Source organism: Leifsonia shinshuensis, assembly GCF_031456835.1.
GTDB classification, from domain to species: domain Bacteria; phylum Actinomycetota; class Actinomycetes; order Actinomycetales; family Microbacteriaceae; genus Leifsonia; species Leifsonia shinshuensis_C.
This window is the reverse complement of the sequence record NZ_JAVDVK010000001.1, coordinates 2,280,943-2,305,900: the sequence shown is the minus strand read 5'-3', so window position 1 is coordinate 2,305,900 and position 24,958 is coordinate 2,280,943. Positions and strand designations below refer to the sequence as shown.

General features: G+C 70.0%; 26 protein-coding genes. 12 read left to right on the top strand and 14 right to left on the bottom strand.

The features are described 5' to 3' along the window. Positions 1-61: 61 nt before the first annotated feature. The 4 genes from J2W45_RS11245 to J2W45_RS11230 form a co-directional block, all read right to left on the bottom strand. Positions 62-376: a hypothetical protein gene (locus J2W45_RS11245; protein WP_310131846.1), complete on the bottom strand. Its 315-nt coding sequence runs from the start codon at positions 374-376 to the stop codon at positions 62-64. A 160-nt stretch (positions 377-536) separates the two neighbouring features. Further along, a complete protein-coding gene (locus tag J2W45_RS11240) occupies positions 537-971 on the bottom strand; it encodes a hypothetical protein (RefSeq protein WP_310131844.1) in 435 nt (144 codons plus the stop codon). Positions 972-1,072: 101 nt separating this feature from the next. Next, positions 1,073-2,860 carry a glycoside hydrolase family 2 protein gene (locus J2W45_RS11235; RefSeq protein WP_310131841.1) on the bottom strand — a complete coding sequence of 596 codons (1,788 nt, stop codon included), beginning with the start codon at positions 2,858-2,860 and terminating at the stop codon, positions 1,073-1,075. A 61-nt stretch (positions 2,861-2,921) separates the two neighbouring features. Further along, a complete protein-coding gene (locus tag J2W45_RS11230; protein ID WP_310131839.1) occupies positions 2,922-3,932 on the bottom strand; it encodes a LacI family DNA-binding transcriptional regulator in 1,011 nt (336 codons plus the stop codon). Positions 3,933-4,136: 204 nt separating this feature from the next. On the opposite strand from J2W45_RS11230, the gene J2W45_RS11225 reads away from it, so the two are divergent. The 6 genes from J2W45_RS11225 to J2W45_RS11200 are packed head-to-tail and all read left to right on the top strand — an operon-like array spanning position 4,137 to position 10,121. Beyond that, complete coding sequence (locus J2W45_RS11225) at positions 4,137-5,450, top strand: ABC transporter substrate-binding protein (protein ID WP_310131838.1); 1,314 nt, start codon at positions 4,137-4,139, stop codon at positions 5,448-5,450. Further along, positions 5,443-6,426 (top strand): carbohydrate ABC transporter permease, encoded by a 984-nt coding sequence (locus J2W45_RS11220; protein ID WP_310131836.1) that lies wholly within the window; start codon positions 5,443-5,445, stop codon positions 6,424-6,426. Before J2W45_RS11225 ends, J2W45_RS11220 begins: the two co-directional genes overlap by 8 nt. Continuing rightward, complete coding sequence (locus J2W45_RS11215; RefSeq protein WP_310131833.1) at positions 6,423-7,319, top strand: carbohydrate ABC transporter permease; 897 nt, start codon at positions 6,423-6,425, stop codon at positions 7,317-7,319. Before J2W45_RS11220 ends, J2W45_RS11215 begins: the two co-directional genes overlap by 4 nt. Beyond that, complete coding sequence (locus J2W45_RS11210; RefSeq protein WP_310131832.1) at positions 7,316-8,302, top strand: glycoside hydrolase family 43 protein; 987 nt, start codon at positions 7,316-7,318, stop codon at positions 8,300-8,302. The genes J2W45_RS11215 and J2W45_RS11210 overlap by 4 nt, the downstream gene beginning before the upstream one ends. A gap of 20 nt (positions 8,303-8,322) precedes the next feature. After that, on the top strand, positions 8,323-9,243 hold the full coding sequence (locus J2W45_RS11205) for a glycoside hydrolase family 43 protein (RefSeq protein ID WP_310131830.1): 921 nt from the start codon (positions 8,323-8,325) through the stop codon (positions 9,241-9,243). 14 nt (positions 9,244-9,257) lie between these two features. Next, positions 9,258-10,121, top strand: a complete 864-nt coding sequence (locus J2W45_RS11200; protein ID WP_310131829.1) for a phytanoyl-CoA dioxygenase family protein — start codon at positions 9,258-9,260, stop codon at positions 10,119-10,121. A 211-nt stretch (positions 10,122-10,332) separates the two neighbouring features. Here J2W45_RS11200 and J2W45_RS11195 read toward each other — a convergent pair whose 3' ends face one another. The 4 genes from J2W45_RS11195 to J2W45_RS11180 all read right to left on the bottom strand — a co-directional run bounded on the left by J2W45_RS11195 (position 10,333) and on the right by J2W45_RS11180 (position 14,479). Further along, complete coding sequence (locus tag J2W45_RS11195) at positions 10,333-11,406, bottom strand: threonine aldolase family protein (RefSeq protein WP_310131827.1); 1,074 nt, start codon at positions 11,404-11,406, stop codon at positions 10,333-10,335. Then, positions 11,403-12,134, bottom strand: coding sequence for an SDR family oxidoreductase (locus tag J2W45_RS11190; RefSeq protein WP_310131825.1), 732 nt, complete (start codon positions 12,132-12,134; stop codon positions 11,403-11,405). Before J2W45_RS11190 ends, J2W45_RS11195 begins: the two co-directional genes overlap by 4 nt. Then, positions 12,131-13,576 (bottom strand): DUF6421 family protein, encoded by a 1,446-nt coding sequence (locus J2W45_RS11185; RefSeq protein WP_310131822.1) that lies wholly within the window; start codon positions 13,574-13,576, stop codon positions 12,131-12,133. Before J2W45_RS11185 ends, J2W45_RS11190 begins: the two co-directional genes overlap by 4 nt. 138 nt (positions 13,577-13,714) lie before the next feature. Then, positions 13,715-14,479: a nucleotidyltransferase domain-containing protein gene (locus J2W45_RS11180; protein WP_310131819.1), complete on the bottom strand. Its 765-nt coding sequence runs from the start codon at positions 14,477-14,479 to the stop codon at positions 13,715-13,717. A 94-nt stretch (positions 14,480-14,573) separates the two neighbouring features. Here J2W45_RS11180 and J2W45_RS11175 point away from each other — a divergent pair, with 94 nt between their 5' ends. Both J2W45_RS11175 and J2W45_RS11170 read left to right on the top strand, forming a co-directional pair. Then, positions 14,574-15,470: an SDR family NAD(P)-dependent oxidoreductase gene (locus J2W45_RS11175; protein WP_310131816.1), complete on the top strand. Its 897-nt coding sequence runs from the start codon at positions 14,574-14,576 to the stop codon at positions 15,468-15,470. A gap of 71 nt (positions 15,471-15,541) precedes the next feature. Further along, the gene (locus tag J2W45_RS11170) at positions 15,542-16,957 is read left to right on the top strand and encodes an APC family permease (protein WP_310131814.1); all 1,416 of its coding nucleotides are present in this window, start codon (positions 15,542-15,544) and stop codon (positions 16,955-16,957) included. Between the two features lies 1 nt (position 16,958). Here the strand turns inward: J2W45_RS11170 and J2W45_RS11165 are convergent, their stop codons facing one another. Further along, positions 16,959-17,207: a hypothetical protein gene (locus J2W45_RS11165; protein WP_310131813.1), complete on the bottom strand. Its 249-nt coding sequence runs from the start codon at positions 17,205-17,207 to the stop codon at positions 16,959-16,961. A gap of 95 nt (positions 17,208-17,302) precedes the next feature. On the opposite strand from J2W45_RS11165, the gene J2W45_RS11160 reads away from it, so the two are divergent. Next, positions 17,303-18,142 (top strand): SDR family oxidoreductase, encoded by an 840-nt coding sequence (locus J2W45_RS11160; protein ID WP_310131812.1) that lies wholly within the window; start codon positions 17,303-17,305, stop codon positions 18,140-18,142. Positions 18,143-18,235: 93 nt separating this feature from the next. On the opposite strand, the gene J2W45_RS11155 is transcribed toward J2W45_RS11160, so the two are convergent. From J2W45_RS11155 to J2W45_RS11140, 4 genes are all read right to left on the bottom strand, one after another. Then, entirely contained in the window at positions 18,236-18,703 is a 468-nt protein-coding gene (locus J2W45_RS11155; RefSeq protein ID WP_310131811.1) for an SRPBCC family protein, read from the bottom strand. A gap of 116 nt (positions 18,704-18,819) precedes the next feature. Continuing rightward, a complete protein-coding gene (locus J2W45_RS11150; RefSeq protein ID WP_310131809.1) occupies positions 18,820-19,080 on the bottom strand; it encodes a zinc-ribbon domain-containing protein in 261 nt (86 codons plus the stop codon). Positions 19,081-19,167: 87 nt separating this feature from the next. Continuing rightward, a complete protein-coding gene (locus J2W45_RS11145) occupies positions 19,168-19,542 on the bottom strand; it encodes a hypothetical protein (RefSeq protein ID WP_310131808.1) in 375 nt (124 codons plus the stop codon). A 13-nt stretch (positions 19,543-19,555) separates the two neighbouring features. Next, positions 19,556-20,404, bottom strand: a complete 849-nt coding sequence (locus tag J2W45_RS11140; RefSeq protein ID WP_310131807.1) for an exodeoxyribonuclease III — start codon at positions 20,402-20,404, stop codon at positions 19,556-19,558. 117 nt (positions 20,405-20,521) lie between these two features. Here J2W45_RS11140 and pyrE point away from each other — a divergent pair, with 117 nt between their 5' ends. Further along, entirely contained in the window at positions 20,522-21,070 is a 549-nt protein-coding gene (pyrE, locus tag J2W45_RS11135) for an orotate phosphoribosyltransferase (protein ID WP_310131804.1), read from the top strand. Beyond that, positions 21,070-23,391, top strand: coding sequence for a hypothetical protein (locus J2W45_RS11130; RefSeq protein ID WP_310131803.1), 2,322 nt, complete (start codon positions 21,070-21,072; stop codon positions 23,389-23,391). Before pyrE ends, J2W45_RS11130 begins: the two co-directional genes overlap by 1 nt. Before the next feature lie 34 nt (positions 23,392-23,425). Here the strand turns inward: J2W45_RS11130 and J2W45_RS11125 are convergent, their stop codons facing one another. Continuing rightward, positions 23,426-24,223 (bottom strand): HAD-IIA family hydrolase, encoded by a 798-nt coding sequence (locus J2W45_RS11125; protein WP_310131799.1) that lies wholly within the window; start codon positions 24,221-24,223, stop codon positions 23,426-23,428. A gap of 96 nt (positions 24,224-24,319) precedes the next feature. Here J2W45_RS11125 and J2W45_RS11120 point away from each other — a divergent pair, with 96 nt between their 5' ends. Further along, a complete protein-coding gene (locus J2W45_RS11120) occupies positions 24,320-24,955 on the top strand; it encodes a TrmH family RNA methyltransferase (RefSeq protein WP_310131797.1) in 636 nt (211 codons plus the stop codon). Positions 24,956-24,958 lie beyond the last annotated feature (3 nt).

Below are 24,958 nucleotides of genomic sequence, written 5' to 3'. Positions count from 1 at the left end.
AGGCCCACCCCGACCCCCGACGCGCCTCCCGTGCGGATCGACGGCTGCGACCGGCCGTCGGTCAGTCGAGGCCGAGCCGCTTCAGCGTGTGCTTCTCGCTGTGGCCGGCGTCGGTCTCGATCTCGTCGATCGCGATCGGGATGCTGGGCCCGACGGCCAGCCAGACGAAGCCGTCGCGGTGCACCAGCGGCACGAGGTCGGTGGTCCCGTCGCGGAGCAGCGTCCGCACCCGCTTCAGCAGCGCGTAACCCTCGGCCGGCTTGGTCACGTAGGTCTTGCGGCGGTAGTGGATGACGTGGGCGACGGTCTTGGCGCTCAGCCCGGCGACCTCGGCGTCGGGCAGCACCTCCGCATCCACGGTTGGGGTGTCGGTCATGGAACGCACGGTACGCCGCGTGCGGCTCCCCCGACAGGCGGCGATGCGGCTCTCGTCGCGTCCCTCAGCGGGACGATTTGTGCCAAATCGTGGTTATGCCGCCGCGAAAACCGCGATTTGGCACAAATCTCGGCACGGGGAGCAGAGGGTGCGAGGGAGTCTACGGTGCGGAGGCCGGGGCGGGCTCGGCGCGGTACGACGCCAGGAACGTCCCGGCGTAGAGCGCAGCCGCGATCAGGAAGCCCGTCGCCATGGCGTACGACGCCCAGTCGCTGCCGAGCGTGATTGTGAGCACGCCCGCGAGGAACGTGAGCACGATCACCACCAGCGCCCAGAGGGTGAGCCGCCGGCCGACGCCGGCCGCCCGCGCGGCCAGGAGCGCCCGGATGGCGACCACGATCAGCCCGACCGCGACCAGCACGTGCAGGATCACGATGATCGTGTCGATGACGCCCACCAGGGCGCTGTCGGGCTTGCCGATGAGGTTGGCCGCCATCCCCAGCAGGTACTGGACGGCGAGGGCGACGAGCGCCTCACGGGACCGGCGGCGGAGGTTCGTGGCGGCGGGGCTCACCGCTGCGGCGGATGCGGACATGAGCACTCCTCGGGGAGAGACGGCTAGGGCGTCGGCGCCATTCTGCTCTTCCGTGCGTCGCCGCAACAGTCGGCGGATCGCGGACGCCCCGCGCCAAAACGTCAGGCGCCGAAGATGGCCCGCAGCTCCTCGATCGGCGCCTTGGGGCGGCGGTCCTCGAAGACCAGCCCGTTGGTCTCCTGGCCGGTGTCGGCGAGCTGCGTGTAGCAGTAGCCCGCCAGCGGGGCGGCGGACCGCACCGCTCCGACCAGGGCCCGCAGCCGCTCCACGAGATCGGCCGCGCTGGTCGCGGTCGAGTAGCCCCAGGCGTCCTCCGGGCCGTTCTCGGTGTACGAGATGCCGCCGAACTCGGTGAGCATGATCGGCGCGTCCGCCCGCTGGGCCGCATCCACGATCAGGCGCCGGCCGGGCAGCGTGAACGGGGCCGAGAGGATGCCCTCCCGGGTCGCGTAGCGCTCGGCGACCCGGCCCGCGTCGTGGTCGTAGTCGTGGATCGAGAGGATGTCCGAGTCCGCGTGCTCCCAGCCGTCGTTCGAGATCACGGGGCGGCTCGGGTCCAGCGTCTTGGTCAGCTGCACGAGCGTCTTCGCGTACGACACCATCCGATCGTCGTGGGCGATGTGCTGCACGCCCCAGCTCTCGTTGAGCGGCACCCAGGTGACGATCGAGGGATGCGAGCGGTCGCGGTCGAGGATCGCCGACCACTCGGCGACGCTGCGGCGCACCGCCTCCGGGGTGAACGCGTACGCCGCCGGGGCCTCGGACCAGACCAGCAGTCCCAGCCGGTCGGCCCAGTAGAGGAAGCGCGGGTCCTCGTACTTCTGGTGAAGCCGCGTGGCGTTGAAACCCAGGTCGAGGATGAGCTGCGCCTCCGCGCGGAGGGCGTCCGCGTTCGGGGCGGCGGAGTGCGACGCCGGCCAGTACCCCTGGTTCAGCACCGACCGCAGGTAGAGCGGCCGGTCGTTGAGCAGGAAGCGGCCGCCCTCGACGCCGACCGAGCGCAGCCCGAAGTACGAGCGCACCACGTCCTCGGCGGCTCCGGGCACCCGGAGGCTGACCGTCGCGTCGAGGAGCGTCGGGCGCGACGGGGACCAGAGCAGCTCCTCGTACGCCTGACCGTTGGTCTGCCGCTGGATGCGGAACGGCACCTCGATCTCGCGGCCGGAGACGGAGGTCTCCAGCGTCGCCAGCTCGTCGGAGCCGACGGCGACCTGGATGCGGATGCTCGTCCCCGCGGGGGCGGGCCGGCTCAGCCGCAGCTGCGCGGTCACCTCGCCGCGCGGGACGTCGGTGACCCAGTGGAGCTGCTCGACCCGGACGGCCGGAGCGGCCTCCACCCAGACCGGCTGCCAGATGCCGGTCGTGCGGTGATACCAGATGGAGTGCGGATGGTGCCGCCAGTCCTGCTTGCCGCGCGGCTGCGCCACGTCGGCGGGGTCGTCCTGGGCCCGGACCGTGATGGAGACGTCGCCGTCGCCGACCAGGTCGGTGATGTCGAGCGTGAACGGGGTCGATCCGCCCTCGTGGCGGCCGGCCGAGCGGCCGTCCACCCAGACCTCGCAGTCGTGGTCGACCGCGCCGAGGTGGAGGAGGATGCGCTCGCCCACCGGCAGGTCGTCGCGCAGGACGGTCCGCTGGTACCAGACGACGCGGTGGAAGCCGGTGTCGCCGACGCCGGACGCCTCCGACTCGAAGGGGAACGGCACCTGGATGACACCGGGCAGTGAGCCCCGCGACTCCCAGTGCTCGCGGCGGCCCCGGTCGTCGTCGTCGAACGCGAAGGTCCAGGCGCCGGACAGGTCGAGCCAGTCGGCCCGGACGAGCTGCGGGCGCGGGTAGCGTCCGTCCTGTGCGGTGGCCGCCCCTACGCGGCGTTCCTCGGTGAGCATCCACTTAGCATGCACGATTCGTGCAGCGCTGTAAAGCCGGTAAAGGTACCGGAACGGCCCGTCAGGGGATCGCGGGCGCGCTCTCCCGGGAGACCAGCGAGAACGGCGCCAGCTCGTGGCGGCCCATGCCGTCGTATCCGGAGATCCGCTCGAGGAGCATGTCGACGGCCCGCGAGGCGAGGCCGCGCATGTCCGGTGCGACCGAGGTGATGGACGGATACGTGACGGCGGTCATCGGCGTGTTGTCCCAGCCGGTGACCGCGACGTCCTCCGGCACCCGGAGGCCCCGTTCCTGCAGAGCGCGGAGCGCGCCGATCGCCGCCAGGTCGTCGCGGCACACCAGCCCGTCGAACCGGAGGCCGCCGTCGAGCGCGGCGCCCACGGCGCGCACGGCGTTGCCCGCGGTCACGGCCTGGCTGGAGATGAGGAGGGCCGGATCGGGCGTGATCCCGGCATCCTCGAGCGCCTGCTGGTAGCCCGCGATGCGCAGCTCGGAGGTGCGGGTGCGCCGGGGGCTCTCGTGGCCGGCGAAGGCGATCCGGCGGCGGCCCTGCGCCAGCAGGTGCTGGGTGGCGGTCCGGGCTGCCTCGACGTTGTCGATCATGATGCGGTCGACGGTGAGGGGCGCCGCGTTCTCGCCGAGCACGACCAGGGGGATGTCGGAGCGCGACTGCGCCAGCTCGGCCGAGTTCATGACGCTCGGCTGGAAGAGCATGCCGTCGACGAGGCCCGATTCGCTCGCCGTCACGACCGCGCGCTCGCCCTCGATCGTGCCCTCCGTCTGCTCCAACAGCACCCGGTAGCCGCGCCGCTCCGCCTCGTCGGCGACGACCCGGGCGAGCTCCGCGAAATAGGGCAGTGTCACGTCGGCGAAGGCGAGCGCCAGCAGTCCGGTGCGACCGGTCGCCAGCCGCCGGCCCATGATGTTGGGCCGGTACCCGAGCTCGTCGATCGCACGCTGCACGCGCTCCCGCATCTGCGGACTGACGTGCGCATAATTGCGGACGACGTTCGACACGGTCTTCATGGAGACGCCGGCGTGCTCCGCCACGTCCTGAAGCCTGACCGCCATCGCGCATCCTCTCGCGTCATGATGCGGTTTCCCGCGGGGTCACTCTACAGCGCGGCGCGCATACCGGTCACGCCTGGTTGACACCGGATGTCCAGCGCTGTAAATTCACGGAACATGCCGGGTGTCTCGGCTCCAGCACCAACCGATCACGTTCCCGCCCCGGCGGGGCCCCCGCGTGAGCGGCTCACTCAAGGGAGAGATCACATGAAGAAGCGATTCGCCGCACGCGCGATCGCCGTCGCGGTCACCGCGGGCCTCGGGCTCGCGCTGACGGCCTGCGGAAGCAGCTCCGGGTCAGGAGGAGCCGAAGTCTCCTCCGGCGACTACACCGGACCGAAGGTCACCATCAGCTTCTGGAACGGATGGACCGGTGGCGCAGCCCCCGTGCTCGTTCCGAAGCTCGTCGACAAGTTCAACTCCGAGCACAAGAACATCGTGGTGAAGGACGTCCCGATGGAGTGGGCGGACATCGCCCGCAAGATGCCGCTCGCGGTCAAGGCCGGCAAGGGCCCGGACGTCGCGGTCGGCCACGGCGACGACATCGCGACCTACGCGGCCCAGGGCCTCGTGCTCAAGGCCGACAGCATCGTGAAGTCCCTCGGCTACAAGGCCAGCGACTTCCCGGAGGGGCTGCTCGACGCCGGCCAGTACAACAACGCTCAGTACGCGGTGCCGTGGAGCGTCACTCCGCTCGGTCTGTACGTCAACAAGGACGTCCTGCAGTCCGCCGGCGTCGACGCGAACACGCTGCCGACCGACAAGGCCTCCTATACCGCCGCTCTCGAGAAGCTCAAGGCCGCCGGTGTCCAGGGCGAGTGGGTCGACGGCTACGTCTTCACCGGACAGTTCGAGTTCCAGTCGCTGCTGTGGCAGTTCGGCGGGGACCTGTTCGACAAGGACGTCACCAAGGCCGCGTTCAACTCCGAGGCGGGCGTAAAGGCGCTCACCTGGATGACGGACCTCATCAAGAACGGGTACAGCCCGGCCGACGTCCCGCAGGACGGCAACATCAACGCCCTGATCGCCGGAAAGAACGCGTTCAACTGGAACGGCGTCTGGCAGACGACCAACACGGGCTTCGGAAAGCTCAACTGGCAGGCGGTCGCCGTTCCGCAGATCGGTGACGAGAAGGCCGTCTGGTCGTCTTCGACCCACTGGATGTTCATGAACAACAAGGGTCAGGACAAGAACAAGACCGCAGCCGCCGCGACGTTCGTCAAGTGGATGAACGACCACTCGGCCGACTGGCCGCAGACGGGTGAGCTGCCCGCCAAGAACTCGGTTCGCAACGACCCGAAGCTGGTGGAGACCTACCCGAACCTGAAGCCGTTCCTCGACGAACTGAAGTACGCGCACTACGAGACCTCGGCCCCCGGCATCTCGCAGGTGATGGACACCGTCCGTCTCGGCGTGAACGAGGCCATCACCGGCAAGAAGGACCCCAAGCAGGCGCTGGACGACGCAGTCGAGAAGGCCAACGCCCTGCTGAAGCAGAACAAAGAGAAGTACGGTGACTGACACCGCTCCGATCGTGGCGCCCCGGGAGACCGGGGCGCCACGCCCGCTCCGTTCCGGCCGCTCCTCCGCGAAACGGCCCGGCGCCCCGCGCCGTACGGCGGTCGCCTATCTGTTCCTGGCGCCGTTCCTCATCCTGTTCATCGTCTTCGTGCTGGTGCCCGCCGTCTTCGGCCTCTGGGTCAGCCTGACGAACTGGAGCCCGTTCCGCACCGACCAGTCGTTCGTCGGTCTCAAGAACTACATCGACCTCTTCACCCCGGGCTCGGCCACCTCGGGCGACTTCTGGCAGTCGATGGTCGCGACGGGGATCTTCACGCTCGGCAGCGTCCCGCTGCTGCTGATCGTCCCGCTGCTGATCGCCGTGCTGCTGAATCAGAAGATCCGGGCCGGATCCTTCTTCCGCGGCGTCTTCTTCGCGCCCTACGTCCTCGGCGTCGCCGTCATCGGCGTGATTTGGAAGTACCTCCTCGACACGCAGTCCGGAATCGTCAACCACCTTCTCGGCATGATCGGGCTCCCCGACAACCTGCCCTGGACGGTCGACGTGCCATGGGCCTGGTTCACGCTCGTCGGCGTGACCGTGTGGTGGACGATGGGCTTCAACACCGTGATCATCCTGGCCGGTCTCAAGGGAATCAGCGCCGATCTCTACGAGGCGGCCGCGCTCGACGGCGCCGGCGCCTGGCGGCGGTTCATCAGCGTGACGCTCCCGGGCCTCCGGCCGGTCATGACCTTCGTCGTGACCATCACGATCCTCGCGAGCGCCAACATGTTCGGCCAGTCGTTCCTGATCACCAAGGGCGCTCCGGGGAATACGACCCGTTCGGCGATCATGTACATCGCCGACCAGGGCCTCTCCCAGAACAACATGGCCGCAGCCTCCGCGATGAGCTACGTGCTCTTCGCCTTCCTCGCGATCATCAGCATCATCAACTTCCGTCTCCAGCGGGAGCGGGTAGAGAAGAGCGCCTCATGACGACGACGACCGTTCCCGAGAAGACCGAGCCTGCCGCGCGGACCATCCGCGCGCATCGTAAGGCGACACCGCAGGCGAACCTTCGCAAGAGCGTTCTGTACGCCGCCCTGATCGTGCTGGCGCTCATCGTCATCCTGCCGCTGGTGTGGATCCTGATCACCTCGTTCAAGACCGACGGCGACGCCATCCGCAACCCGTACTCGGCCATCCCGAACCCCTTCTCGACGGACGCATACGCGACGCTGGCGAGCGGGCAGCAGCCGGTGTTCCGCTGGTTCCTGAACAGCCTCGCCGCTGCGGCGCTGCAGACGGTCATCATCCTCGTCACAGCGTCGATGGCGGCGTACGCCCTCGCCCGCCTGGAGTTCTGGGGCAAGAAGATCGTGTTCGGGCTGATCATCTCGACCCTGCTCGTGCCGCCGGTGATCTTCCTGATCCCGAACTACCTGATCGTGCAGAACCTCGGCTGGCTCGACACCATCTGGGCCATCACCATCCCCGGGGCCGCCAGCGCGTTCGGTGTGTTCTTCCTCCGCCAGTTCTTCGTCGGGCTCCCGGCGGAGATCGAGGAGGCGGCGCGCATCGACGGTGCGGGCGACTTCCGCATCTTCCTGCAGATCGTCCTCCCGCTGGCCCGCCCGGCGCTCGCCACGCTCGCCGTGCTCAGCTTCCTGGCGAACTGGAACGACTTCCTGTGGCCGGTCTACGTGCTCCTCAGCCCGGAGAACCTCACGCTGCAGCCGGGTCTGTCGCAGCTCCAGGGGGCGTACTCCACCCACTACGCCATCGTGATGGCCGGCGCGGTGATCGCCTCGGTGCCGGTGCTCATCCTCTTCTTCTTCGCGCAGAAGCAGATCGTGGAGAGCGTCGCCACCAGCGGGGTCAAGGGATGACGGCTCGCCGGCGCATGCTCGGAGCGGCGACGGCGGCGGCGGGCCTGCTCGCCCTCGCCGCCGCGCTCGCGGGCTGCTCGTCCGGCTCGGCGCCGAGCGGAGAGCCGTCGTCGTCGATCGCCCCGTTCCAGATCGACAGTGACTTCCCCGATCCCGGGGCGCTGGTGGTCGGCGACCGGGTCTACGCCTATGCGACGAACACCCCCGCCGTGAATGTGCAGGTGGCGTCCAGCACCGACATGAAGCACTGGACGGTCTCCGACCAGGATGCGCTGCCCCAGCTGCCGTCATGGGCCCTGCCCGGCAAGACGTGGGCGCCCGGACCGGCCGAGCTCGCGGACGGCCGCTTCGCCCTGTACTTCACGGCGTCGGATGCGGCCAGCAAGTTCCAGTGCATCGGCGTCGCGTTCTCCGACAAGCCGGAGGGCCCGTTCACGTCGACAGCCGACAAGCCGCTCGTGTGCCCGGTCGACGAGGGCGGAGCGATCGATGCGAGCGTGACGGCGGATGCGGACGGCCAGCGGTACCTCGTCTGGAAGAACGACGGCAACTGCTGCGGCTACGACACGTGGATCTCCGCGCAGCCGCTGTCCGCCGACGGCGCGTCCCTCGCCGGCGAGCCCACCCGGCTGATCAAGCAGACGGAGTCGTGGGAGGGCAAGCTCGTCGAGGCCCCGGTCATCGTCCGGCACGGCGACGAGTACGTGCTGCTCTACTCCGCCAACGACTACGCCAACTCCTCGTACGTGACCGGAGCGGCCACCGCGAAGAGCCTGCTCGGGCCGTACACGAAGTCGAAGCAGCCGCTCCTGTCGACCCCGGGGACCAAGGGACGTTATCTCGGACCGGGCGGCGAGGATCTCGTGACCTTCCAGGGCAAGGACTGGATGCTGTTCCACTCGTGGGACGAGGCGTTCGCCTACCGGGGGATGCACGCCGTCCCGGTGACGTGGAAGAACGGCCTTCCGGAGCTCGCATCGTGAGCGGGTCGTCGCTTCGCGTGATGCGGCACTGGGGTCCGGTGTGGGACGGCTACTTCGCCGACCCGTTCGTCCTCCGGCTCTCGGACGGCGGCTACGTCGCCTACGGCACGCACCCGGAGAGCGACGGCGACCGGGTCTTCGAGGCGCTCGTCTCGCCCGACCTGGAGCACTGGGAGAGCGCCGGACCGGTGCTCGAGCGGCTCCCCGGCCGCTTCGGCGACGACTACTGGGCGCCCGAAGTGGCGGAGGCCGACGGCGCGTTCTGGATGTACTACTCCGTCGGGCGCGGCATCGAGGGTCACCACCTCCGCGTCGCGCGTGCGGAGTCCGCGACCGGGCCGTTCCACGACCTCGGCGTCGACCTGACGCCCGGCGAGCTCTTCGCGATCGACGCGCATCCGTTCCGCGACCACGACGGCCGCTGGTACCTGTTCTTCGCCCGGGACGTGCTCGACCACGAGCGCCCGGGAACCCACCTGGCCGTCGCACCGCTCGACGCGGGCATGACGTCGCTTGCGGCTGCGCCCACGGCGGTGCTCGCCCCGGACGCCGACTGGCAGCTCTACGAGCGCGACCGGCTCATCCACGGACGCCGCTTCGACTGGCACACCCTCGAGGGTCCTGCGGTGCTGCACCGGGACGACCGGTACTGGCTGACGTACTCCGGCGGCGCGTGGACGGGCCCCGGCTATGCCGTCGGGGTCGCGGTCGCCGCGCATCCCCTCGGCCCCTGGACCCACGTCGATCAGCCCCCGCTGCTGAAGAGCGGCGGCGGCCTCCGCGGACCCGGACACAACTCGCTCACGACCGCGTCCGACGGCGGTGACGTGATCGCGTTCCACTCGTGGAACGCGGAGTCGACGGCCCGGCAGCTCCACCTCGGCACGCTGCGCATCGAGCAGCACGCGCGCGACGGACGGCTCGCGCAGACCACCACCTGAGAGGAACGACGACCATGGACGACGCGGTTCCGCACGTCACCCCCACCCTCCCGGACACCTCCGGCCTCGACCCGGAGCTCCGGAACGCCGTCGAGACGATCTACACCGACGGGATCGTCGGCAAGAAGGGCGCCTTCTCCGCCGAGTGGGCCGACCGGCTCCGCGAGGACATCGAGGTGGCCTTCGAGGAGGCCCGCGGCCGGCCGGGCGGCGCGGTCGGCCGCGGGACCAAGCGCTACTACGTCGAGATCCATCCCGAGCAGATGCGGGGATGGCTGGAGCTGGTCGATCACCCGTGGGTGCGGGGCGTCTGCGAGGCGGTGCTCGGGCCGGACTACCAGATCGTCGAGCTCGGCTTCGACGTTCCCGGGCCCGGCGCGAAGGACCAGCCGTGGCACCGCGACTTCCCGATGCCCGACGAGACCATCCAGACCGGACGGCTGACGTCGCTCGCCTTCAACCTCACCGCGGTCGACACCGCCGAGGACATGGGCCCGTTCGAGATCGCGCCCGGCACCCAGTGGGACCTGCCGGTCGGCTTCGAGCACGACATGTTCCCGAAGCCGGAGCTCTACCCCCGGTTCCTGGAGCGTGCCGTGCGCAAGTACCCGCAGCGCGGTGACATCTCCGCGCGCTCGGCGCTCACGCTGCACCGCGGCACGCAGAACACGTCCGACCTCTCACGCCCGGTCCTGGTGCTCGGTGTGGATGCGCCCGGCGCGGGGAACGCGGAGCACCACGACATGGCGGTCACCCACGGTTTCTACGAGTCGCTGCCCGAGCGCGTCCGTCGCCATCTGGTGTGCCCGGTGGTGGATGAGCTCACCCCGATCACGCAGAAGCACACGATCGAGGGCCTCATGATGGGCGACGCCTGACGGACCCGAGCGTTCGCCGTTAAACCACGATGCCGGGCTGTGGGAAGACTAGGGTTTCTTCCTACGGCCCGGCATACGTTCGGGGTTACGCAAGATGGATATTCGGGTTCCTCCTGCGCTCTTTGAGACTACACGAAAAGTCCGCGTTGTGTAGGTCAAATGGAGGACATTTTTGTACCCCGATACCTACCCAGTGTGGGGGGTAAGCGGTTCAGGCGTCCCGCAGCTCCTGCGTCAGCGCCGCCACGAACGCGTCGATGTCGTCCTCCGTGGTGTCGAAGGCGCACATCCACCGCACCTCGTTGTTGGCCGCATCCCAGTCGTAGAACCGGAAGTGCTGGCGCAGGCGGTCGGCGACGCCGGACGGCAGCGTCGCGAAGACGCCGTTCGCCTCAGTCTTCTGGCTGAACCCGACACCCTGGATGCTGCCGTCGGCGATGCCCGCCTCGAGGGCCGTGCGGAGGCGGGTGGCCATCGCGTTGGCGTGCGAGGCCGAGCGCAGGTAGAGGTCGTCCGTGAGCAGGGCGATCAGCTGCGCCGAGATGAAGCGCATCTTGGAGGCGAGCTGCATGTTCAGCTTGCGGAGGTAGATCAGGCCCTCGGAGGCCTCCGGGTTGAGCACGACGACCGCCTCGCCGTAGAGCATGCCGTTCTTGGTGCCGCCGAAGCTCAGCACATCCACCCCGGCGTCGGTCGTGAAGGCGCGCAGCGGCAGGCCGAGGGTCGCCGCGGCGTTGGAGATGCGGGAACCGTCCATGTGCAGCTTCATGCCGCGGGCGTGGACGTGGTCCGCGATCGCCCGGATCTCGTCGACCGTGTAGGCGGTGCCGAGCTCGGTGGTCTGCGTGATGGAGACGACCAGCGGCTGTGCACGGTGCTCGTCGCCCCATCCCCAAGCCTCCCGGTCGATCAGCTCGGGCGTCAGCTTGCCGTCGGGGGTCTCGACGGGCAGCAGCTTGATGCCGGCGACCTTCTCGGGCGCTCCCGCCTCGTCGGTGTGGATGTGCGCGGTCTTGGCGCAGACGACGGCGCCCCAGCGGGGGAGCATCGACTGCAGGCCGACCACATTCGCGCCGGTGCCGTTGAACACCGGGTACACCTCGACGCCGGCGCCGAAATGGTCGGCGAACACCTCGTGCAGGCGGGCCGTGTAGACGTCCTCGCCGTAGGCGATCTGGTGGCCGTTGTTGGCGGCGGCGATCGCGTCGAGGATCTCGGGATGCACGCCCGCGTAGTTGTCGGAGGCGAAGCCGCGCAGGGTCAGGTCGTGGAGTTGAAGCGTCACCCGTCCATCCTTTCAGGCTCGAGGGGGATGCGTCGGCCGTTGACCGCCGCCGCGTCCTGCTCCCACAGGCGCACGACCTCGTCTCCGAGCCGTGGCTCGAGGCCCTCCAGGGTCTTCACGACGAAGACGGTCGCCGCGGAGCGGGGTGCCTGCTTGGCGAAGCCCTGCGCGATGGCGCGCACCCAGGCGTCGGCCGCCGCCTTCGCCGCGGCGTAGTTCGCGCCGCCCGGGTACGGCTTGTCGACGGCGGTCGACGAGACGATGGCCAGCCGGCCCGCGGGGGAGGCGGCGAGGTCGTCGAAGAAGATGCGGGTGGTGTTCCGGAGGGTACGGAAGCCCCGCTCCAGGAACTCCCAGTCCTCGTCGCTCTGGCCGGCGATCCCGCCGCCGCCGCGCCAGCCGCCGACGAGGTGGATGAGGCCGTCGATGTGCCCGAACTTCAGGTGGATGCGCATGGCCAGCTCGGCCACCGCATCCCGGTCGGACAGATCGCACGGTCGCGTGTCGACGCCGGGGACCGCCGCGGCCAGCGCATCCAGCGCCTCCAGCCGGGTTCCGACCGCCAGCACGGTCGCGCCGGCCGCCACCAGCGCGCGGGCGACCGCTTCGCCCGACGCGCTCGTGGCGCCCGCGATCAGGACGAGACGGCCGCGGACGGTGTCCGCGCCGAGCGGCCCGGCCTCCGAAGAGGGCCGGGCCGCCTGGTCCGCCGTGAAGGCGTCGGTCATGCCGCGTCGGTCGTTCCGGTGATGCCGGCGGTGGACTCGATGACTCCCGCCATCTTCTTGTTCAGCGCCTCGTAGAACATCGAGAGCGGGAACTCGTCGTCCAGCACCTGGTCGGTGTAACCCTTCGGCGGTCCGGCCAGCACCTCATCCGACAGCCCGCGCGCCCAGTTGGAGGCGGGATGCGGGGTGACGGTCTCGGTGAGCATCTCGTAGGCGGCCAGCCAGTGCGCCACCTTCGGGCGGTCGATCGAACGCCAGTAGAGGTCGTTGATCCGGTCGCTCAGCGCGACGACCACGTCGGGGACGTTCTCCCAGTCGATGGTGAGCTGGGTGTCCGTCCAGTGCAGCACGTTGTGCTGGTGCATCCACGCGAACAGCAGCTGGCCGCCGAGCCCGTCGTAGTTGCGCACGCGGCTGCCGGTGATGGCGAACCGGAAGATCCGGTCGAAGATCACCGCGTACTGCACCAGGTGGGCGTGGTCGCGGATCGCCCGCTGCGCGTCCGACAGCTCCGACTCCGGCAGGGCTCCGAGCTCGCGCTCCAGCTTCACCGACTCGCGGAACGCCGTCAGGTCGCAGCGCAGCTCCTCCAGCGAGTAGAGGAAGAACGGCATCCGCTGCTTGATCATGAACGGGTCGAACGGCAGGTCGCCGCGCATGTGGCTGCGGTCGTGGATGATGTCCCACATCACGAAGGTGTCCTCCGTGAGGTGCTGGTCGTCCAGCATCGCGGCCGCGTCCGCGGGCAGCTCCAGCTTCGTGATCTCCGCGGCCGCCCGGACGACGCGGCGGTAGCGGGCCGCCTCGCGGTCCTGGAAGATCGCGCCCCAGGTGAAGGACGGGATCTCGCGCATGGCGACGGTCTCGGGGAACAGCACGGCCGAGTTGGTGTCGTAGCCGGGCGTGAAGTCGACGAAGCGCAGCGCGACGAACAGCTTGTTGCCGTAGTCGCCGGCCTCCAGCTCCGCGATGAAGTCGGGCCAGATGACCTCGACCAGCAGCGCCTCGACGAGCCGGTTCGGGCTGCCGTTCTGCGTGTACATCGGGAAGACGACCAGGTGGCCGAGACCGTCCACGCGGTGCTGCTGCGGCTGGAACTCGTTGAGCGCGTCGAGGAAGTCGGGCACGCCGAATCCCTCGTCCGCCCAGCGGCCGAAGTCGCGCTGCAGCGCGGCGAGGTAGGACGCGTCGTGCGGGAACGCCGGTGCGAGTGCGGCGATCGAGTCGACGATGGTGCGGACGTGCTCGGCGGCGGCGGGCCGGTCGGCCTCGTTCTCGACGGAGCCGTCCTTGACCTGCAACGCCTGCAGGGCGATGGCCGCATCCTTCAGGCGCAGCCAGGCGGGATCGTTCGCGACCTCGCGGACCGGTCGGCCGTCCTCGACGACCTCGGGCTCCCCGACAATCGCGTCTGCGGTGAAGTGCTGGACGAATTGAGACATGACGAACCTCCCGTCGCTGGTCGGCCGCTCGCACGCGGCAGTGGTGTGAATGGAACGAGCCTATCCGGGGATCGCAAGCGTTTTGTTGTCCATTCCGGCGGAAAAGTGCGCGATCTGCGCTGAAGGCGCAGCTAATCGCTAGCGTGCGGCCGGATCGGCGGCTGTCCACACAGGCGTGCACAGCGATTCGAGGCGGTCGCAGGCATCGAGCAGACCGCGCGGCTCGGTCCCTGCCGCGGCGACGATGTCGTCGAGCGCCCGAAGGCCGACCCGGTCGAGCAGCCGCTTCTCGTTCGTCACCCAGGCACCGCTCGCCGCGGCCGACGCGTGCGCGGTCTGGAGCGCGGCGACAATGAGGGTCGCGAGGCACTGGGCCGACCGCCCGGCGGCGGCGTGGCTCCGCGCGTACGCGGCGTGCAGGCGAGCCGTACCGGCCCAGACGGCGGGTGCCCGTTCTCGGAGCCGCGGCGGGTACGAGGGGCGCGGCAGCTCGCCGGCGAGCACCCGGGCGATCGCGAGTTCGGCCAGGAGGAGGTACCCGGGGATTCCGGCCAGGTGGAAGGACAAGGGCTCGATGTGCATCCGTCCCTCCTCGGCGTCGGCCAGTTCCCGCTCGACCATGTCGAGGTCGCGCCAGTGCAGGTCGACGGGCACGCCGCCGACGCGCAGCCAGGCGCCGCCGTTGAACACGCCCCCACCCCAGGCGCCGAGCTCGGACACCTCGCCGGGGTACCCGAGCGCCCGGACGGCGTCCGGGTCGAACGTGCCGCGGTAGTAGACCCCGAGGTCCCAGTCGCTGTCCGGGCGTTCGTCGCCCGTCGCGCGGGAACCGCCGAGAGCCACAGCCTGCACGCCGTCGAGGGCGGCCAGCTGCGTCACGAGTCGCTCGATCGCCTCATCCATCCCGCGATGGTAACGGCATCCCGCGATGGTAACGGTCCCTCGCGCGTCGGCAGGAGGCGGGGCGCGCCGGCGCCGACACTGCGATGATGGAGGCATGGGCAGGACGGTTCGCGGGGCGCGGGTGCTGGTGACGGGGGCGGCCTCGGGGATGGGGCGGCTCTATGCGGAGCGCGCCGTGCTCGAAGGGGCGCGCTCCGTCGTGCTGTGGGACCGGGACGAGGCCGCGCTGATGGATCTCACGCACCGGCTGCGCCGTGAGGTGCTCGCGGGGCGCACCTCGGCGGCGTGGGGCGCACCGCCGCGCTCGCCGAGCTCGGCCGGCGGCGCACCGGCTACCAGCGTGCTGCCGTACGTCGTAGACCTGACCGAGCTCGGAGCGATCGCGCAGAGCGCGCAGGCCGTCCGCAAGGAGCTGGGCGGGATCGATGTGCTCATCAACAACGCCGGGATCGTGCGCGGCAAGTACTTCTGGGAGCACGACAACGGCGAGGACACCCGTCCCACCATGCAGGTGAACGCGCTCGCTCCCATGTACGTGACCCGCGAGTTCCTGCCCGGGATGCAGCAGAGCGCCCGGGAGGCGCGGATCGTGAACATCGCGTCCGCCGCGGGCACCCTGTCCAACCCGCGCATGAGCGTCTACGCGGCGAGCAAGTGGGCGGTCATCGGCTGGAGCGACAGCCTCCGCCTCGAACTGGTGCAGCAGGGCTACGAGCACGTGAAGGTGACGACGGTCGCGCCGAGCTACATCGACACCGGGATGTTCGCGGGCGCGCGCGGTCCGCTGCTCACGCCGCTCATGACTCCCGACTACGTGGTCGACCGCGTGTGGCGCGCGATGCTGGCCGGACGTCCCATGCTGATGCTGCCGTGGACGGTGGGGCTGGCGAAGACGCTGCGCGGCATCCTGCCCACACGCGCGTGGGACGCGGTGGCCGGGCGGGTGTTCGGCGTCTACGACTCGATGGAGGAGTTCACCGGGCGGCAATAGCGTGCCGGTACTCCCGTTTCTGTGAGAACTCACATACAGTGCTCCCCAACGAGCGATCGAAGGAGCACACCGTGAGCGATCCGTCGTGGACCCAGGTGGTCAAGACCGTCGAACCGGAGCAACCGGAGCTGAAACGCGCCCTCGGGCCCGGCCTCCTCCTGCTCTTCATCGTCGGCGACATCCTCGGCACCGGCGTCTACGCCCTGACCGGGCAGGTGGCCGCCGAGGTGGGCGGCGCAGCGTGGCTGCCGTTCCTGCTCGCGTTCGGCGTCGCCACGGTGACCGCGTTCTCGTACCTGGAGCTGGTGACCAAGTACCCGCAGGCGGCGGGCGCAGCGCTCTACACGCACAAGGCGTTCGGCATCCACTTCCTCACCTTCATCGTGTGCTTCGTCGTCATGACGTCGGGCATCACATCGGCCTCGACCGCATCGCGCGCGTTCGCCGTGAACCTGACGGTCGCGTTCGGGCTCTCGGACGACAACCTGACCACCCTGCTCATCGCGCTCGCGTTCATCGTGCTGATCATGCTCGTGAACCTCCGCGGGGTGAGCGAGAGCGTCTGGCTCAACGTCGTGCTGACGCTCGTCGAACTGTCCGGCCTCCTGCTGGTGATCTTCATCGGGCTGTGGGCGATCGCCGGAGGCAACGCCGACTGGTCGCGCGTCGTCGCGTTCGAGACGCCGCAGGACAAGGGCGTGCTCCTCGCGGTCAGCACCGCGACCTCGCTGGCGTTCTTCGCGATGGTCGGGTTCGAGGACTCCGTGAACATGGCGGAGGAGACGAAGGATCCGAGCCGGATCTTCCCGAAAATGATGCTCAGCGGGCTCGGCATCGCCGCCGTCATCTACGTGCTGGTGTCCATCACCGTCGTGGCGCTCGTGCCGATCGGCGAGCTGGCCGGCAGCGAGACCCCGCTCGTCGCGGCGGTCGAGGCGGCCGCCCCCGGATTCCCGATCAACGACCTCCTGCCGTTCATCTCGATGTTCGCCGTGGCCAACACGGCACTGATCAACATGATGATGGCGAGCCGCCTGCTCTACGGCATGAGCCGGCAGAACGTCCTCCCGCCGTTCCTCGCCAAGGTGTCGCCGAAGCGGCGCACGCCGTGGACGGCCATCCTCTTCACCTCGGCGCTCGCTGCGGCCCTCATCGGCTACGTGTCGCTCGACCCGAAGGGGTCCATCGTGGCGCTGCTCGGAGGCACGACGTCGCTGCTGCTGCTGGCGGTCTTCGCGATCGTGAACGTCACCGTGCTGGTGCTGCGGAGGCAGCCGGTGGATCACAAGCACTTCCGCTCGCCGAGCGTCCTGCCGGTGATCGGCGCCATCACCTGCGTGTACCTGGTGCTGCCGTGGACCTCCGGACGCCCGGCCGGTCAGTACACGATCGCGCTCGGGCTCCTGGCGATCGGTGTGCTGCTCTGGGTCGTCGAGCGGATCTACTCCGCGGTGGCGCGGAAGCGCACGGCGGGCATCACGAAGTAGGTCACCGGGTGGGCCCGGGACCGGGGTCGCCGCGTTCCACGATGGCGGCCGGGTCCAGGTCGTCCTCCGGGGGCATGGGGACATCGCCGACGTCGTCCGGGCCGCCGGTGCCCGGGCGGACGCTTGCGCCGGTCGAGTCCGCCTGCTTGGCCTCTGTCTCGCGTTCGCTGGACGGGCTGTAGGAGCGGTCCTTCGCTGTCTGGTCCGCGTCGCTCTGGTGCTCGTCGGGCGCATCCGGTGTGGCGTTCATTGCGCGGACGGTACGCGCAGATGGCTCCCGGCTTAAGCCCCTGACCACCGACGGCGACGGGTGTTCCGTGGGGAGCACACGAATGGAGGTCATGGATGTCTTTCCCTGAGCAACAGCAGCAGCCGCCCGGCGAGACCGAGGCGATGGAACCGCGCCCCGACCACGGCGAGGAGAGCTATCGCGGCAGCGGCAAACTGACCGGCAAGATCGCGCTCATCACCGGCGCGGACAGCGGCATCGGCAAAGCCGTCGCCATCGCGTACGCGCGGGAGGGCGCCGACGTGGCGATCTCGTACCTGTCGGAGGACGAGGACGCGGAGGACACGGCCAAGTGGGTTCGTGAGGCGGGGCGGAAGGCGCTGCTCCTGCGCGGCGACGTCTCTGATCCGGCCCATTGCCGCGAGATCGTCCGGAGGACCGTGGAGGAGCTCGGCGGCATCGACGTGCTCGTCAGCAACGCCGCCTTCCAGATGAACCACGAGTCGCTGGAGGAGATCCCGGACGACGAGTGGGATCACACGATCGCGACGAACCTGTCGGCGTTCTTCCACCTCGCGAAGGCGTCGGTTCCGCACATGAAGCCCGGAGCGAGCATCATCGGGTCGTCGTCGGTGAACTCCGACATGCCGTCACCCACGCTGCTCCCGTACGCGGCCACCAAGGCGGCCATCGCGAACATGACCGCGTCGCTCGCGCAGCTGCTCGGCGAGAAGGGCATCCGCGCCAACAGTGTGGCCCCTGGGCCGATCTGGACGCCGCTCATCCCGTCGACAATGCCGGAGGAGAAGGTGAGCCAGTTCGGGAGCGACACCCCGCTGGGACGCGCCGGGCAGCCGGCCGAGCTGGCACCGGTCTACGTGCTGCTGGCCGGCGACGACGGCTCGTACATCTCGGGCGCGCGCGTCGCGGTCACGGGCGGGCGGCCCATCCTGTAACCGTCCGTACGGCGCCTCGGCACACGGAGCGGCGCCCGGTGCGTGATGCACCGGGCGCCGTGTTTGTCGTGGTTTTGCGTCGTGGGGGAGCGGTCAGACCGTCTCGCCGCGGTCGACCTCGCCGCGCCAGGCGCCGGTCTCGGTGCCCTGCGACTCGATGAACTTCTTGAAGTTCTCGAGGTCCTTCTTGACCGCGTGGTCGTCGAGGCCGAAGACCGAACCGATCTTCTCCAGGGCGTCCGAGGGCGCCCACTCGAGCTGGACCGTCACCTTGGTCTCGGCGTCCGAGAGGCGGTGGAAGGTGACGACGCCGGCGTGCTCGGTGTCGCCGGCCACGGACTTCCACGCAACGCGCTCGTCCGGGAGCTGCTCGGTGATGACGGTGTCGAACTGACGCTCAGCACCGCCGATCTTGACCCGCCAGTGGTTGGTCGTGTCGTCCACCTGGGTGATCTCCTCCACCTCGTCGAGGAAGTGGGGGAAGGACTCGAACTGGGTCCACTGGTTGTAGGCGGTGGACACGGGCACGTTCACGTCGATGGACTGGGTCACTGCAGCCATATCGGCTCCTTTCGTCGTCTGTTCGTCTCTGTCCTCCGCGACGGTAGGCCGGGCCCGGGTTCGATATAGGGCCTCGACTTCACAGGGAGTTCGTGCGATGGGAAGCGCTGTAAGACTCAGCTGCGCGTGCCGCTGGTGCGACCGCTCCAAGAGAGGGAGTGACGCGCCTGTTCCGCCGTGAGGGCGGTCTCGCCTCCGCAGTTGGTGCACTGGTTCACGTAGCGCGTCGACACGGGGAACAGCGGAATGAAGAACAGCGTGAAGCGGTTCGAGCGCTTCACGACGTTCTGGGGCGCGTCCACGCCGCAGTAACCGCACACGAAGCGGACCACGTTGATGATCGTCTCGTGCAGGCTGGAACCGAATATCAGGAGCATGCGTCGGGCCTTCCTCTGGGCAGCCGCTCCATCTAGCAGCGCTGTTCCCCATCGGGGTAAGCCCTTGACCGGGCCGGGGAACGGCGCTCAGAAGGTGGCGCCGGGCACGCCCGAGATCACGAGGGCGGCGCCGCCGACCCAGACGCCGACCGCGAGCAGCATGCCGACGATCGGCACCCAGAAGCTGATCCGGCGCAGCACGAGCAGGACGACCGCGGCGATGATCGCGACGACAGTCACCGCCGCCGGTCCGATCAGCGCCACGAAGAATCCGATGCCCATCCGTTCGGTGTCGCACACGGTCGACCCGCCGCACGGGTCGCTCGCGAACACCAGGAAGAACGCCGCGAACGTCAGGATGCCGGCGAGGACGACGCCGACGACCATCAGGACGATCGACGTGACCAGGTCCCAGACGATGACCGGGCGACGCGTCGTCGTCCCGGGCGGAAGCGTGGTCACGAGCGGATGCTCCTCAGCCGAAGATCATCGGACGGTCGTCGTCGTCCTCGGCCGCGGGAGGCGATGCGAGTTCGACGAGCACGGGTACGTGATCGCTGGGCGCGGTTCCCTTGCGCTCGTTGCGGTGGATGCTCGCACCCACCACGCGGTCGGCGAACGCGCGCGATCCCAGGATGAAGTCGATCCGGAGGCCCTCGTTCCGCGGGAAGCGCAGCTGCTTGTAGTCCCAGTAGGTGTAGCCGTCCGGGACGATCGGGCGCACCACATCCGTCAGGCCGGCCTTCTCGAACGCCGCAAAAGCCGTCCGTTCCGGCGGCGAGATGTGAGTGGACAGGCCGGGCACGAGGCTGGGATCGCCGACATCCGAGTCGAGGGGGGCGACGTTCCAGTCGCCCATCAGCGCCAGCTGGAGCTCGGGGTCATCGGTGAGCCAGCGCTGCGTGTCGGCCGCGAGGGCGGCCAGCCAGTCGAGCTTGTACACGTAGTGCGGGTCGGACAGGGAGCGGCCGTTGGGCACGTACAGGCTCCACAGCCGGAGGCCGTCGACGGTCGCGCCGATCGCGCGCGCCTCCTTCGGGAGGCCGGGGCCGTCGTGGTCCTTGAGGAATCCCGGCATGTCGGGGAAGCCGATCGTCACATCCTCGATCGGCAGACGGCTGGCGATCGCGACGCCGTTCCACTGGTTGAGACCGTGCAGCACGACCTCATAGCCCGCCGCCTCGAACTCGGCGTAGGGGAACTGCTCGGGCTTGCACTTGATCTCCTGCATGGCAAGCACATCCACGTCTTCGCGGACCATCCAGTCGACGACCCGGACGACGCGGGTGCGGATCGAGTTCACATTCCAGGTGGCGACGCGCATGCCCCGATCGTATCGGCCCCCGCCGACGTCGCCGGAGCCGGGAGCCGCAGCTGTGGACGGCGGGCGGCCTGTGCACAACTCCCGGTCGCACGCCCCTTCCCCTCTAGAATCGGGGATGTGACCGACGCACGACAGCAGCTCATCGACTACATCGCCGCCGAGGCCGTCTTCCACGGCGACTTCACCCTGACCAGCGGCAAGAAGGCGAGCTACTACGTCGACCTCCGCAAGGTGAGCCTCGACCACCGCGTCGCGCCGCTGATCGGCCAGGTCATGATCGACCTCATCCGCGATGTCCCGGACGTGGTCGCGGTCGGGGGGATGACGATGGGCGCCGACCCGGTCGCCGCCGCCATCCTGCACCAGGGCGCCGCCCAGGGTCTGTCGTACGACGCCTTCGTCGTGCGCAAGGAGCCGAAGGACCACGGCCGCGGCAAGCAGGTGGAGGGTCCCGACCTGCAGGGCAAGCGCGTCATCGTGCTCGAGGACACCTCGACCACCGGCGGCTCCCCGCTCAAGGCGATCGAAGCGCTCACCAAGGTCGGCGCCGAGATCGCGGCCGTCGCCGTGGTCGTGGACCGCGACACGGGCGCCCGCGAGGTCATCGAGGGCGCCGGCTACCCGTACTTCGCCGCCATCGGCCTGAAGGACCTGGGGCTGGCGTAGTGTCCGACGAACGCGGGAGGGGCGCGGGGGACGACGCCCACCTCGACGACGAGCGCCCGGGTGACGAGCGCCTCGGCGGCGAGCGTCCCGGTCACGACGACGCGGCACCGGCGGAGCCTGAATTCGGGAGCTCGGAGTGGCTGCTCCAGCAGCTCACCGGTGGCCGCCACGTCGACCGGCCCGTGGATGCGGACACCGCAGAGCCGGACGCGAACGGGCCCGAGGCCCCCGCGGAACAGCCCTCCGTCGACCAGCCGGCGTCGTCGGTCTCCGAACCCTTCGAGGATCTCCTCGGGCCGGGAGAGCAGCCCACCGCGGCCGCTGACGAGCCTGCCACCGAGTTCCCGGTCGCGTTCTCGTGGAACCTGAAGCCGGGCGAGGGCTACGACCCGCTGGTGGGAGAGCCCGCGGCGGAGTCCGCTCCGGCCGCCGCGGAGTCCACTCCCGTCGTCCCGGCCGCCGAGCCGGCACCCGAAGTTTTCTCGCTCGCCGAACCGACGCCCACTCCGACCACCGGCTGGGCATCGGGCATCCCCGCCGACGACGAAGACGTCCGTAACGAGGACGTCCACGACGAGGACGCCGACGGCGAGCCCGCGGACGAGCGATCCGACGCACCCACCCCGACGTCGGAGACACCCGTCGCCGCCGGCTCCTGGATCATCGAGACGCCCGCGCCGGCGCCCGCGGCTCCGGAGCCGACGCGCACCATCTTCGATCCGCCTGCGCCGCCTGCCGACTCGGACGACACGTCCGAGAGCCACGGGCTGGCCGCCCTGCTCGGTTTCGGCGCGCCGGAGGCGGACACCCCGTCCGGCCGCTCGATCATCGGTGACACGACCAGCGTCATCCCGATCCTTCCGGCGGACCTGAGCCGCCCACCGGCGAGCGACCCCGTCGAGGAACCGCCCGCCGGGCCGGACCGTTCCGTCGCCGATACGCCCACCCAGCAGCTCGACGCAGCGGCGATGGCAGCGCTCCTGCGCCACGACGAGCGGGACGATGTCCTCCCGTCGGAGCCCGCCATCCCCGCCGCGGAGGCCGAGCTCGCGATGGGCGGCGTGCCGTCCCCCGCCACGAGCCCGATCGACGCCGCCAGCATCGCCGCCGCGTCCGAGCCGGAACCGTTCGCGCCCGCCACGGAGGCGGCCGAGGCCCCGGAGGACGTGGATGCCGCCGACGACCGCGAGCAGACGCCGTCGGACGGGATCGCCGCGCTGTTCGGAGAGGTCGCCGTCCCGGTGGAGGACGTCGCCGCCCCTGCGGAGATCGACGAGCCCGCCGCCGAGGAGCCAGAACTCGCCGCGGAGCCGGAGCCGCAGCCGGAGCCGGAGCCGGAGCCGGAGCCGGCGCCGGGGCCGGAGCCCGAGCCTGCGCCGAGGCCGGAGCCCGCGCCGGACGCGGAGCCCGAACCCGAGCCCGCCGCCGACCTCGAGGGCCCGCAGCTCACGGCCACCATGCCCTTCTCGCGCATCGCCCCGGACGCCGAAGAGCAGCTGGACGGTCGCGCAGACGTCCTGTCCCCGCCGACGTTCACCCCGCTGGCGACGCAGCCGATCGCCCCGGCGAGTGCGACTCCGCCGGTGGCTGCCGCGACGGCGACCTCCGCGACCCCGCCGGGTGAGCCCGGTGACCCGGGCGCACCCTCCGGCCCGACCGGCCCCACTGGCCCCGGTGGCCCGACCGGCCCCGGAGGCCCCGGAATCTGGGCTTCGCGCAACAACCGCATTCTGCTGCTCGCGCTCGCCGGTCTCGCCGTCGTGCTGGTGCTCGTCGGGCTGTTCGCGCTGGGCACCCGCATCCCGTCGCTCGTCGGTGCGCCCGCACCCGCCGCGCAGCCCACCGGCTCGGCGAAGCCGTCCGCTCCGTCTCCGACGCCGACCCCGACTCCCACGCCGGTCCCGACCGTCACCCCGAAGCCCGCTTCCGCGGTCGGCCCGGGCACGCACCCGTGGGATGCGCTCGGCGGCGGCGAGTGCATCCAGCCGTTCACCTCCGTGTGGGCCGAGGAGTTCACCGTCGTCGACTGCGCCGCCCCGCACACCGCGCAGCTGCTCTACACGAATGTGCTCTCCGCCGATCCGGCAGCGCCGTATCCCGGGGCGGATGCGCTGGCCCAGCAGATCCCGGGCCTGTGCACCGCCTCCGGCGTCGTCGACCTCGGTGCGGCCGGCGCCTACCCGGACCTCCAGGTCATTGGCTCCTTCCCGGCCACGGAAGAGCAGTGGAAGAACGGCCAGCGCTCGTACTACTGCTTCGCGAACCGGTCGAGCGGCCAGCCGCTCACGTCGTCCGTCGCCGGTCCCGGCCCGTCCGCCTGACCGGGTCCGGGGCCGGGAACCCGCGCCGCGACCCTCAGAGCTCGGTCTCGACGGGCTCCCGCACGACCAGCTCGTCGACCCCGCGCAGAACCTCGTCCGGGCGGAACGGGTAGCGCTCGATCTCGCTGTGGTCGCTGATCCCGGTGAGCACCAGGATGGTGTGCAGGCCGGCCTCGATGCCCGCGACGACGTCCGTGTCCATCCGGTCGCCGATCATCGCGGTGTTCTCGGAGTGCGCGCCGATGCGGTTCATCGCCGAGCGGAACATCATCGGGTTCGGCTTGCCGACCACGTACGGGTCGCGGCCGGTGGCCTTGGTGATCATCGCGGTCACCGCGCCGGTCGCCGGCAGCGGCCCCTCGGCGCTCGGGCCGGTGGCGTCGGGGTTCGTGGAGATGAACCGTGCGCCCTTGCCGATCAGCCGGATGGCCTTCGTGATCGCGTCGAAGGAGTAGCTGCGCGTCTCGCCGACGACCACGTAGTCGGGGTTCGTGTCCGTCATGATGAAGCCGGCCTCGTGGAGCGCCGTGGTGAGTCCCGCCTCACCGATCACATACGCGCTCCCGCCGGGCATCTGCGACTTCAGGAAGTCCGCGGTCGCCAGGGCGGAGGTCCAGATCGACTCCTCGGGCACGTCGAGGCCCGAGGTGCGCAGCCGCGCCGCGAGGTCGCGCGGCGTGAAGATGGAGTTGTTCGTCAGCACCAGGAACGGCGTTCCCTGGTCGCGCCACTGCTGGATGAGGTCCGACGCGCCGGGCAGGGCCTGGTTCTCGTGGACGAGCACGCCGTCCATGTCGGTGAGCCAGCACTCGATCTCGTCGCGACGCGTCACGCGGACTCCTTCCACGGGGGATTCGATGCGTCCAGCTTAGGGGCCGGGGCCGCACAGCGGTGAGGCACCGCATCCGGTGGTGGATACGCTTGTGCGGTGGACGACACGCCCAACCCGACGCACGAGCTGACGACGCACGGTGTCGGACCGTGGCCGGGCGAGTGGCCGGACGACCCGCGCTACGACCCCGAGCTGCTGCGGCACGGGGACACCCGCAACGTCATCGACCGCTACCGGTACTGGCGCATGGAGGCGATCGTCGCCGACCTCGACGAGCACCGCCACCCCTTCCACGTGGCGATCGAGAACTGGCAGCACGACATGAACATCGGGTCGATCGTGCGCAGTGCGAACGCGTTCGCGGCCGACACCGTCCACATCATCGGGCGTCGCCGCTGGAACAAGCGCGGCGCGATGGTCACCGACCGCTACCAGCACGTCGTGCACCACGAGGACGTCGACTCCTTCGTCGCGTGGGCACGCGCACAGGGGCTGCCGGTGATCGCGATCGACAACGTCCCCGGCTCGGTCGGCATCGAGACGTTCGCGCTGCCACGGGAGTGCGTCCTGCTCTTCGGTCAGGAGGGTCCCGGGCTCTCGGAGGCGGCGCTGGATGCGGCGGACGCGGTGGTCGAGATCGCCCAGTTCGGCTCCACCCGCTCGATCAACGCCTCTGCGGCCGCGGCGATCGCGATGCACACCTGGATCACGCAGCACGTCCCGTTCGCCTGACAG

Bases quoted from the DNA above. Each gene is read 5' to 3' on its own strand.
- J2W45_RS11245 (WP_310131846.1), bottom strand. From the start codon at position 376: ATGACCGACACCCCAACCGTGGATGCGGAGGTGCTGCCCGACGCCGAG.
- J2W45_RS11240 (WP_310131844.1), bottom strand. From the start codon at position 971: ATGTCCGCATCCGCCGCAGCGGTGAGCCCCGCCGCCACGAACCTCCGC.
- J2W45_RS11235 (WP_310131841.1), bottom strand. From the start codon at position 2,860: ATGCTCACCGAGGAACGCCGCGTAGGGGCGGCCACCGCACAGGACGGA.
- J2W45_RS11230 (WP_310131839.1), bottom strand. From the start codon at position 3,932: ATGGCGGTCAGGCTTCAGGACGTGGCGGAGCACGCCGGCGTCTCCATG.
- J2W45_RS11225 (WP_310131838.1), top strand. From the start codon at position 4,137: ATGAAGAAGCGATTCGCCGCACGCGCGATCGCCGTCGCGGTCACCGCG.
- J2W45_RS11215 (WP_310131833.1), top strand. From the start codon at position 6,423: ATGACGACGACGACCGTTCCCGAGAAGACCGAGCCTGCCGCGCGGACC.
- J2W45_RS11210 (WP_310131832.1), top strand. From the start codon at position 7,316: ATGACGGCTCGCCGGCGCATGCTCGGAGCGGCGACGGCGGCGGCGGGC.
- J2W45_RS11205 (WP_310131830.1), top strand. From the start codon at position 8,323: ATGCGGCACTGGGGTCCGGTGTGGGACGGCTACTTCGCCGACCCGTTC.
- J2W45_RS11200 (WP_310131829.1), top strand. From the start codon at position 9,258: ATGGACGACGCGGTTCCGCACGTCACCCCCACCCTCCCGGACACCTCC.
- J2W45_RS11190 (WP_310131825.1), bottom strand. From the start codon at position 12,134: ATGACCGACGCCTTCACGGCGGACCAGGCGGCCCGGCCCTCTTCGGAG.
- J2W45_RS11185 (WP_310131822.1), bottom strand. From the start codon at position 13,576: ATGTCTCAATTCGTCCAGCACTTCACCGCAGACGCGATTGTCGGGGAG.
- J2W45_RS11180 (WP_310131819.1), bottom strand. From the start codon at position 14,479: ATGGATGAGGCGATCGAGCGACTCGTGACGCAGCTGGCCGCCCTCGAC.
- J2W45_RS11175 (WP_310131816.1), top strand. From the start codon at position 14,574: ATGGGCAGGACGGTTCGCGGGGCGCGGGTGCTGGTGACGGGGGCGGCC.
- J2W45_RS11165 (WP_310131813.1), bottom strand. From the start codon at position 17,207: ATGAACGCCACACCGGATGCGCCCGACGAGCACCAGAGCGACGCGGAC.
- J2W45_RS11160 (WP_310131812.1), top strand. From the start codon at position 17,303: ATGTCTTTCCCTGAGCAACAGCAGCAGCCGCCCGGCGAGACCGAGGCG.
- J2W45_RS11155 (WP_310131811.1), bottom strand. From the start codon at position 18,703: ATGGCTGCAGTGACCCAGTCCATCGACGTGAACGTGCCCGTGTCCACC.
- J2W45_RS11150 (WP_310131809.1), bottom strand. From the start codon at position 19,080: ATGCTCCTGATATTCGGTTCCAGCCTGCACGAGACGATCATCAACGTG.
- J2W45_RS11140 (WP_310131807.1), bottom strand. From the start codon at position 20,404: ATGCGCGTCGCCACCTGGAATGTGAACTCGATCCGCACCCGCGTCGTC.